This is a genomic window from Paenibacillus foliorum (genome assembly GCF_013141765.1).
Classification (GTDB): domain Bacteria; phylum Bacillota; class Bacilli; order Paenibacillales; family NBRC-103111; genus Paenibacillus_S; species Paenibacillus_S foliorum.
On record NZ_WHOD01000054.1, the window covers coordinates 18,091 to 27,613 of the forward strand.

A 9,523-nucleotide genomic window follows, 5' to 3' on the forward strand; every position below is an offset into this window, starting at 1 on the left:
GGTATCTTCCTTTCCATTGTTCTTATTAGGAAATAACATTTATTTATATTTCCTTATGTATGTGATATCCCGTGGCCTTAATCTTTTGATCTGTTCAACCAACCGCAGCTTACCCGTGCGACTAGCGATGGATTGAGAATAATTTGCCGATCTATACCTCGTTCCTTCCCTTCTATTCTTTCAAACAAAGATTCCATTGCCATTTTCCCCATATCATACTTAAGATGATCAATTGTGGATAAAGGGACAATGAAATTTTCAGAATAAGGGTTGTTGTCGTTGCCCATGACAGCAATATCTTCGGGTACACGGATACTGGATTCACGCAGCGCTTTGATTGCCCCAAAGGCGATCATATCGCTTGCTGCGCAAATTGCATCGGGAAGCCGTTTCTGAACGGAAATCATTTTCTTTGCATGTTTATATCCGGATTCTATCGTATAGTCTCCATGAAAAACGAGACTTGCATTTACTTCTAAACCTTGTTCAGTCATGCCATACTGAAATCCTTCCCATCGTTCATGCGCGGTCGATATTTTCAAATCTCCACCGATGTAAGCGATATTGCGATATCCGAGTGTTACGAGATGCTTGACGGAAAGCTCGGAGGTCAGATGGTTGTTGATACCGACGTAATTTTTGTCGTAAGCTGGCGGCTTCCGATTAAGTAGTACATAGTTAAGCCCTCTCTTCTCAACCTGTTCCAACTCTTCCCTGAGGGATATATTAGATATAAGTAGACCGTCGACACGTTTTTCTAAGATTAGATCAAGGTAATTGATAAACCTTTTCGGATCGTTCGCCGTATTGCACAATATAAAGCTGAAGCCGTTCATGATCGCCACATCATCCATCCCTTTTATCATTGCAGGATAATAAGGATTTTCAATGTCGGTAACAATCGCCGCTACCGTTTTGGTGCTTTTTCCTTTCAAACTTCTGGCAAACGCGTTCGGACGATAATTCAGTTCTTGGATCGCTTGGTTCACACGTTCCGTCAACTCCTGGCTAACATAACTCGACTTGTTGATGACTGCGGATACTGTCGCAATTGAAACCTTCGCATTCTTGGAAATATCTTTCATCGTGGCCATCGTCTCACTCCTCATCCAGGCCATCTAGCGAAACGTTTTGCTAGATTGTCATAAAAATAGCTTTTATATAGATAGTTTGTTATTAAAACTAAGGACTATTTCCAGCGAAACGTTTTGTTTTCTTTTCACAGTATACAAGATACTCAGCGAAAACGATTTTAAGATATTGTTAAGCGATAATGCGATTGCTTTTTTTCTATTTGATTAAAAATCCTTTAGCGAAAAAACACTATTTTTTCGTAATCCATGAAGAAGCTGATTTTGCAATATGGAGCGTGCCCAGCAAGGAACCCTGCCTCATCTCTTTGTCATTACTGACATCGCCGGCCAGTTTACCGTCGTTGTTAGTTCCAACATACATTTTGCCGAAATAACCGCCATTTGTAGTGTCGTGGATCGGTTGAGTACGAAGCGCTAGATAGGTTGATATGGAAAAAAGCCGACCTCTTAAGCGAAATCGGCTTTTTTCTCCCTTATTCATATTGGATAAAGTTAAATCTGTGGTTGGTATTTTATGTGTGATAAACCGGCACTCCATCGGAGTACCGGTCCATCTCCACCTAAACAACCTTCTTATTAGCGATGGCCGTATGACGCTGGCATCCGAGTGCCGCTTATTGTTCACCATCCTGGCGTGATGAAGCCGGGGGAAGTAAGCGATACGCTGGTCAGTTTGATTGATTTGGGCCCGACCGTACTTTCATTGACCGGAACAACCGTACCGTATCATATGCAAGGGCAGCCTTACTTGGGTGAGTGATATCGAGAGACTACGCCAATGCGCCTCCCTCCCATTCTCGTCCCAGGCGGTTAAAGGAGGATAATGCCGTTGCCATAGATTTTCAATCAGACTGAAGTTTGACGAATTATCTATGGGAACATTAGTTCTATGATCGTTTTTGCAGAAGTAACAAACAATGTTAATTTGAGCACAATCTTCTTGCCAACCAAAAAGTCTTTAACCTAAATTTCTCAATAACGAGCTACGACCATTTTTTTCCGTGTATAAAATTCAACGCCGTCTCTTCCATTTGCATGTAAATCGCCGTAGAATGATTTCTTATAGCCCGAGAACGGGAAAAATGCCATCGGAGCTGGAACACCGACGTTCAAGCCAAGCATACCTGCATCTATGTTTTCCCTGAAGTAACGGATTGCTTTGGCACTATTGGAATAAAGACAAGCCCCATTTGCAAATTCAGAACGGTTGGCCAAATCAACCGCCTCTTCTATACTTTCCACCCGAACAATGGATAAAACAGGTGCAAAAATTTCATCCTGCCATATCGTCATCTCTGGCTTCACATGATCGAAAATGGTCGGTCCCACAAAATAACCCACTCTATTCGCTTCGTTTGCGGTACGTCCGTCCAAAATCAATGCCGCATTTTCGTTTTCCCCTTCTTCAATGTAGGAAACGGTTTTTTCCTTATGCGACTGTCTGATGACTGGACCCAAAAACACATTGGGTTCTAATCCGTTACCGATTAGGATTTGACTTGCCACTTCTTTCAAACCTTGAACAAGCGATTCGGCAACTTCACCCACGGCTACAACGACCGAACATGCCATACAGCGTTCACCCGCCGATCCGAAAGCAGCACTGGTAATTTCTTTAATCGCAAGCCCCAGATCAGCGTCCGGCAATACAATTGAATGGTTCTTGGCTCCTCCGAGCGCCTGCACCCTTTTGCCAGATGCCGCAGCGGTTTTATATACGTATTCCGCCACCGATTGGGAACCAACAAAAGAAATCGCGCTAATCCCGGAATTGCTCAATAGTTCGTTGACTACGTCCTTCCCGCCATTAATGATATTCAGTACGCCATCCGGCAAGCCAGCAGCTGTAAATAATTCAGCAAGACGGGCGGCGAGTAGCGGTGTCCGCTCCGAAGGCTTCAAAATAAATGTATTGCCGCATGCAATAGCTAAAGGAAACATCCAACACGGAACCATCATTGGGAAATTGAAAGGTGTGATTCCGCCGACAACCCCAATCGGATAACGATACATGCTCGATTCTATACCTGTCGCTATATCAGGCAGCACGCTGCCCATCATGAGTGTAGGGACGCCGCATGCGAATTCAACACATTCAATCCCCCTCTGAACCTCACCGTATGCTTCACTATAGCTTTTTCCGTTCTCTTGGGTTATTAACCGAGCGAGTTCATCCCAATGCTGGATGAGTATATTTTGATATTTAAATAAGATTCTGGCCCGACGAGGAACAGGCACTTTGCTCCATTCAAGAAAAGCCTCATTTGCTGCACTTACCGCCAACTGCACATCTTCAGCCGATGAAAGAGGGACATATGCCAATGGCTCTTCCGTAGCAGGGTTGGTAACGAGTTCATGTTGTTCGGAGGAAGAAGGAATCCATTTGCCTCCGATATAATTGGCCAGCTTATTTATTTTTGTCATTAGAGCACCATCCTATATGTTAGAATTTGTAATCATAGCAAATGTGATAAAGATCAATAATTTCTTCAATCGAAGGGATGCGCGGATTGTTTCTGGGGCTTCCGCTCGCCAAAGCATCCGCTGCCATTTTGTAAACGGATTCTTGGAATATCTCCTTATCGATACCCCAGTTTTCCAAATTAGGTATTTGCAAGTCTTTGCATAACCGTTTCACTGCTTGGACCGCAACATCTGCCATTACTTGATCAGACATCTGCGATTGCTCTGGACAGAATAAACGACCGACTACAGCCAATCTTTCCAGTGCAAATTCTTTGCTAAATGCTAATACTGCTGGAAGAAGCATCGCGTTGGAGATGCCATGCGGCACATGGAATATTGCTCCAATGGGGCGGGACATCCCATGAACTAAAGTAACTGACGCGTTCGAGAAGGCAGCTCCCGCCTGCATGGAAGCAAGTGTCATTTTTTCTCTGGCCTGCAGGTCTGAGCCTTCCATATAAGCTTTAAGTAAATTCCGGGAAATCAATTCTATTGCAGATAGGGCAAGGTTATCTGTCATAGGCTGCGCTTTGCGGGAGATGTAGGCTTCTATCGCATGACAAAGTGCATCTATACCAGTGGCGGCGGTTATGCTTGGCGGCGTTGATACAGTTAGCGTTGGATCCACAATAGCTACGCTAGGAAGAAAGGCCGCGTGCTTCACCATCATTTTCACATCGTTTCGAGTGTTGATGATGACCGTTACATCGGTCATTTCCGACCCGGTTCCAGCCGTCGTCGGAATCGCAATCAGCGGTATTGGTGCTGCTGAAAGCAATGTTTTGCCACCCATATAATCTCCAATGTCTCCACCGTTCGTGGCGATGACGGAGACTGCCTTAGCAGTATCTATACAACTCCCTCCTCCAACCGCAATAATAACATCGCATTGGTGCTCCAAGCATATAGCAAGAGCTTCGGATACATGGAAATCATTCGGTTCAGAATTAACATCCAAATAGCATGCAGAGACAATCCCGGCTTCCTCCAAATACTGTTGGCAAAGCAGAACATTCCCTATTTGCTCCATGATGCGATCACTTATTATCAAAGCCTTCTTACCAAGCTTTCTGGTTTGGCATCCTAGTTGGGTTAGAGCATCCCGACCATAAATAACATTTTGTGGCAGATGGAACGTGGAAAAATTTTTCATTACAGACACCTCTTTTTAATTTTTTTCCCAGGCATTCATGTAAATACGCGTAACATCGTTCAAAGTATACGGCATAGGACTTCGATCTAATAACCGGGTTTGTTTGATTGCGTCCTTTGCCAGAAGCTCAATATCTTCCCTTCGAATGCCGTAATCCTGAAGTGAAAGCGACAGCCCTACATCCCGAACCATTTCTTGAAAGCAGGCAACCGTTGCAAGCGCTACTTTTCCTTTCGTTAAGCCGACGGTTGGAACACCCAGCGCTTCCGCTATCATTTGCATTTTGTCCAGACATGCCGGCCATATGAAGTCGAACACATAAGGTAGTAAAACAGCGTTGGATTCACCATGAGAAATTTTAAAATGTCCACCCAAAGGGTACGCTAGAGCATGAACTCCAGAAACACCTGCATTGTAAAAGCTAAGTCCTGCAAGCAAACTCCCATATGACATTTCTGACCTGGCAGCTCTATTAGCGCCATGCCATACGGCTGTACGAACACTTGAACTTATCTTTCTGATTGCCTCCAAAGAAAGCAAATCTGTTAAAGGGGAGGCATTTACGGAAATGAAGGCTTCAACTGCATGCGTCAATGCGTCTATTCCGGTTGCAGCCGTAATTTTAGGAGGGAGTGAATAAGTGAGTTCAGGATCTACGATTGCTGTATCTGCTAATAAATATGGATGAGTTAAAACATCTTTCGTCGCTTTCAAAGAGAATACGGCGATATCGGTCACTTCCGCTCCTGTCCCGGATGTAGTCGGAATTAATATTTTTGGAATACCTTTATCCGTTAGCTCCTTGGTCCCAGTCAAGTTCAAATAGTCTGCAATGGTTCCATCGTTTTTGCAAAGAACAGCCGCAGCTTTGGTAATATCCAAACAACTGCCTCCGCCAATCCCTATCACGAGTTCTGCTTGGCTGTCCCTTAGTGCTGCAACAGCCTGATCGCCTTTGGGCAGAGGCGGCTCCGGCTGTATTTCACTGTAAATTGTATAATCCAAATTGATACCGTTTAGTATGCGGGTTAATGAATCTAGAATTCCTGCTTTGAGTACTCCAGGATCGGCAAATATCATCACCCTTGTTGCGTTAAAGGCTTTAATCTCATCAGGAAGGCGCGACAAGCTTCCCACACCCGTTATTATTTTCACAGGAGATATAAATGTTCTTATTTCATGATTCAAAGCATTCACCCCACTAAATGATTACGTATTCATTTTTCACAGTAAAAATTCCTCTGACGAATCTAGATTTGATAACGAAGACTGATTAATTTCAAGTTAGTCATTTCTTCGACCGCATATTTGACGCCCTCTAGGCCATAACCGGAATCTTTCAACCCGCCGTAAGGCATATGATCGAATCGGATGCTTGGAATATCGTTGACTAACACTTGACCGACCTCCAAGTCTGTGCTCATTTGCATCGCTTGTATCAGATCATTCGTAAATACTCCGGCATTTAACCCATATCGGCTGCGGTTCATCAAGGAAACTGCTTCACAACTGTCAGTAACGCTATGAACCATGACCACCGGACCGAATACCTCTTGACATGATACTTTCATACTCGGTGTTACGCTGGTCAACAGTGTGGGTAGCATGATCCCGTCCTTAACGAAACCACCCGTGAGTACCTTGGCACCTTCAGCTATCGCTTCTTTCACCCATGAAATAATGCGACTTTGCGATTTCGGATTAATTAAGGAGGTTACAACCGTCTGTTCATCCAATGGATCACCGACTGGAATTCCATTAATTTCCTCACTAAGCATTTGAATAAACTCGGGATAAAGTTCCTGATGAACATATATTCGCTGCGTGCTAATGCATACTTGACCACTGTAACCGAATGCTCCGTGTGCTGCTTGCTTCACAATCGATAACAGTTGATCACGTACGGACTTGTCAATGTACAGGGCGGAGTTGCTTCCAAGTTCTAACGTTATTTTTTTCAACCCAGCCATGCTTTTTATCGCAATCCCGACTTCAGGGCTTCCCGTAAATGATATTTTTCGGATTCTCTCATCGCTGAGCAGCACCTTGCCAAGAACAGGACCTTCGCCTGTAACGATGCTTATTGCACCCTGCGGAGCACCCGCTTCCGTGAGCAGTTCCGCTAGATAAAAAGCGGAAAGTGGCGTTTGCTCTGCCGGCTTAACGACAATGCTATTTCCGGCAGCAAGGGCTGGACCGACTTTATGAACTAAGAGGTTCAGAGGGAAATTAAAAGGTGTAATGGCACCTATAACACCGATCGGTTGACGTATCGTAAACGCATAGCGCCCTTCACCGCCAACAGCGGCATCCATGGGTACGTTCTCACCGCAGACTCGCTTTGCTTCTTCTGCCGAAAAAAGAAGTGTTTGAATTGCCCGATCTATTTCCACTCTTGCAGCGCTTATTGGTTTTGCTGCTTCCTCACTTAAGATGCGCGCGGCTTCCACTCTTTTCTGCCTGTACAACTCCGCGGTCCGATATAAAATTTCTGCCCTACGATGTGCAGGGAGGCTTCTCATGCGATTGAAACCCTCTTGAGCGGAGGCAATTGCGCCAGTCATCTCCAATGGCGATGATAACGCTACGTCCGCTAATTTCGTTCCGGAATAGGGATTGAACAGCTCATAATATCGTTTTGCCCCAACATAATGCCCGTCTATAAAAATTCCCTTATTCATCTCTCCATCAACCTTCCTTGCTATCTATGCACTTTTTAGAACTTTTCGAGCTATGCCTGTTCGTATAGCTGATTAGTTATGAATACGTATTCATTGAAGATTAAAAAAATTATGTCAAACTCGATGTAGTTTTCCTTTTAATTAATACTGGTTCTAATGTATATTGTTTAGGTGTTTGACGGGACTCCTCCTGTTCAATCATTTCAATGAGGCGTTCAATCGCAAGTTCACCCATGCTAATTTGGGATTGGCCACCGACTGTTGTCAATTGTATGGCGTTATGAGCAGAAATTTTTATATTATCAATCCCGCAAAGGCTCATCTGGTCTGGGACACGGATCCCGAGCTGAAGCAGATGATCCAGACATTCGAGTGCAATTGCATCCGTTGCCGCAACAATCGCTGTAGGTCTTTCCATATCCTGAAGATTGACTAAATCATCTAAAGCCTCTTTGATAGCATCCTCTTTCGCATCGGTAATCTTGACCCACTCATTCAAAACCTCTAGAGAATGACGGCTCATTGCTTCCAAATAACCCTCTTGCCGGCCAAAAAAAGTGGATGCGTACTGTGACCCACCTATGTAAGCGATCCTCTGGTGGTCCAGCGAAACAAGGTGATCGACAGCAATGCCTGAAGCTTTCCCATTATTCAATTCAATGAAATTACCGCCCTCTCGATGCTTTCGATTGAATGTGACAACCGGAATGCCCAGATCTTCAAGCTCTGAATAGATCGGGTCATCGATGAGAATGGAGGACATGACAATCCCATCCACACGATGGCTTAAAACCGAATGATACAAGCTGGCGTCATCGCCAATATGGTGAAAATAAACAGACACGTTGTAACCTTTCTCGGCAGCAATGTTTACGATTTTGGTAGTCGTCTCCACATAGAAAGGGTTATTTAAGTGCTCAGAGATCAAAGCAATTGTATTGGTTTTATTCTTAACAAGGCTTCGAGCAACGAGGTTCGGACGAAATTGAAGTTCTTTCATTGCTCTTTCCACTTTTTCCACTGTTGCTGATTTCACTAAACTAGACCCATTTAGTACTCTGGAAACCGTGGATTGCGATACGCCTGCTAATTTTGCAACATCATGAGAAGAAACCATTATATCACCTACTGTAATTTTGAATACGTATTCATATATTCATCATAATTTGAACCAGTTTTCTTGTCAATGAAGTTTTTTTATTGCTCTAACGGGGAAATTCATGCTACTGTGAGATCGGAGAACAAAATCAGACACCTTACAGGGACAACGGAAGCGAGGGAATGGATATGCTATATGAGCTGCGCATTTATACGATGCACGAGGGGAAAATGGACGCAATTCAACAACGTTTCGACCAGCACACGCTCGTTATTTTCGAGCGGTTGGGGATGAAAGTGAACGATTTCTGGATCGATCGGACGGGTCTTTCGAAGCTGTATTACGTAATGGAATATAGAAATAAGGAAGAACGGCAACGGCAGTGGGATACATTTCGGCAAGACCCGGAGTGGATCAAGGTGAAACGCAAGTCAGAGGAAAATGGGCCGATTGTGGAAAAAATCGAAGAGATTCTTATGAATCGGCCAGCATTTTTTACGCGTTAACCTGAATTTGTTGGCTTCTCCTCAAAGGTAATATATACAGGAAAGGAGGCCTCGTAGGCTAGTTATGGGGAATCCACTTTCGATTGCAGGAGTAATTTATCTTTGATATGTTGTATGGACTAACTAAACAATCAAATCATTTTCAAAACCCAATATAATGGCGGATAATTATATAGTTCAACGACCATGGGGATCGGTCCTGTGCCTGCATACAGCCTCACTAATTCTGAAAATTTCTCAACAATTATGGCACCACACATCAACATAATCGGTACCCACACGCTGGCTCCATGGTGCATACTTCATCGTAGTTTTTAATAAATCAAATGATACACTCCATCAAGCATGCATTTTTTATAAAGTATTTGACCACGGACTTTAGAAACTTTTCAATTAGTAGCTTTCTTCCAGAAAAATGACATTATATATTCCATTTTTAAAATCATATTCCTCTATGTAAAACCTTAATAAATTCTTTTAATTAAATCGCCAAAAAACTAATAAAAAACATAAGAAAGCCGGTT

At 43.6% G+C, this 9,523-nt stretch carries 8 protein-coding genes and 1 pseudogene; 2 read left to right on the forward strand and 7 right to left on the reverse strand.

Annotated elements, in window-relative coordinates; translation table 11 throughout:
• Nucleotides 1-77: 77 nt before the first annotated feature.
• Together GC093_RS13155 and GC093_RS13160 are read right to left on the reverse strand one after the other, a co-directional pair.
• Complete coding sequence (locus GC093_RS13155) at nucleotides 78-1,094, reverse strand: LacI family DNA-binding transcriptional regulator (protein ID WP_171652334.1); 1,017 nt, start codon at nucleotides 1,092-1,094, stop codon at nucleotides 78-80.
• A 229-nt stretch (nucleotides 1,095-1,323) separates the two neighbouring features.
• Nucleotides 1,324-1,632: a hypothetical protein gene (locus GC093_RS13160; protein WP_216624620.1), complete on the reverse strand. Its 309-nt coding sequence runs from the start codon at nucleotides 1,630-1,632 to the stop codon at nucleotides 1,324-1,326.
• Between the two features lie 54 nt (nucleotides 1,633-1,686).
• Between GC093_RS13160 and GC093_RS13165 the strand changes: the two are divergent.
• Nucleotides 1,687-1,854: pseudogene (locus GC093_RS13165) on the forward strand (sulfatase/phosphatase domain-containing protein); the annotation flags it as partial.
• A 212-nt stretch (nucleotides 1,855-2,066) separates the two neighbouring features.
• Here the strand turns inward: GC093_RS13165 and GC093_RS13170 are convergent.
• The 5 genes from GC093_RS13170 to GC093_RS13190 all read right to left on the reverse strand — a co-directional run bounded on the left by GC093_RS13170 (nucleotide 2,067) and on the right by GC093_RS13190 (nucleotide 8,511).
• The gene (locus tag GC093_RS13170) at nucleotides 2,067-3,518 is read right to left on the reverse strand and encodes a CoA-acylating methylmalonate-semialdehyde dehydrogenase (protein WP_171652336.1); all 1,452 of its coding nucleotides are present in this window, start codon (nucleotides 3,516-3,518) and stop codon (nucleotides 2,067-2,069) included.
• A 19-nt stretch (nucleotides 3,519-3,537) separates the two neighbouring features.
• Nucleotides 3,538-4,713, reverse strand: a complete 1,176-nt coding sequence (locus GC093_RS13175) for an iron-containing alcohol dehydrogenase (RefSeq protein WP_171652337.1) — start codon at nucleotides 4,711-4,713, stop codon at nucleotides 3,538-3,540.
• A gap of 15 nt (nucleotides 4,714-4,728) precedes the next feature.
• Nucleotides 4,729-5,868, reverse strand: coding sequence for an iron-containing alcohol dehydrogenase (locus GC093_RS13180; RefSeq protein ID WP_312886525.1), 1,140 nt, complete (start codon nucleotides 5,866-5,868; stop codon nucleotides 4,729-4,731).
• Nucleotides 5,869-5,963: 95 nt separating this feature from the next.
• A complete protein-coding gene (locus GC093_RS13185) occupies nucleotides 5,964-7,394 on the reverse strand; it encodes an aldehyde dehydrogenase family protein (protein WP_171652338.1) in 1,431 nt (476 codons plus the stop codon).
• Nucleotides 7,395-7,503: 109 nt separating this feature from the next.
• Nucleotides 7,504-8,511, reverse strand: a complete 1,008-nt coding sequence (locus GC093_RS13190; RefSeq protein WP_171652339.1) for a LacI family DNA-binding transcriptional regulator — start codon at nucleotides 8,509-8,511, stop codon at nucleotides 7,504-7,506.
• Between the two features lie 164 nt (nucleotides 8,512-8,675).
• Between GC093_RS13190 and GC093_RS13195 the strand changes: the two genes are divergently transcribed.
• Nucleotides 8,676-8,999, forward strand: coding sequence for an NIPSNAP family protein (locus GC093_RS13195; protein ID WP_246314251.1), 324 nt, complete (start codon nucleotides 8,676-8,678; stop codon nucleotides 8,997-8,999).
• The last annotated feature ends 524 nt before the right edge of the window (nucleotides 9,000-9,523 follow it).

Coding starts and splice junctions, on each gene's coding strand:
- GC093_RS13160 (WP_216624620.1), bottom strand. CDS start 1,632: ATGGAGTGCCGGTTTATCACACATAAAATACCAACCACAGATTTAACT.
- GC093_RS13170 (WP_171652336.1), bottom strand. CDS start 3,518: ATGACAAAAATAAATAAGCTGGCCAATTATATCGGAGGCAAATGGATT.
- GC093_RS13175 (WP_171652337.1), bottom strand. CDS start 4,713: ATGAAAAATTTTTCCACGTTCCATCTGCCACAAAATGTTATTTATGGT.
- GC093_RS13195 (WP_246314251.1), top strand. CDS start 8,676: ATGGATATGCTATATGAGCTGCGCATTTATACGATGCACGAGGGGAAA.
- GC093_RS13185 (WP_171652338.1), bottom strand. CDS start 7,394: ATGAATAAGGGAATTTTTATAGACGGGCATTATGTTGGGGCAAAACGA.
- GC093_RS13155 (WP_171652334.1), bottom strand. CDS start 1,094: ATGGCCACGATGAAAGATATTTCCAAGAATGCGAAGGTTTCAATTGCG.
- GC093_RS13190 (WP_171652339.1), bottom strand. CDS start 8,511: ATGGTTTCTTCTCATGATGTTGCAAAATTAGCAGGCGTATCGCAATCC.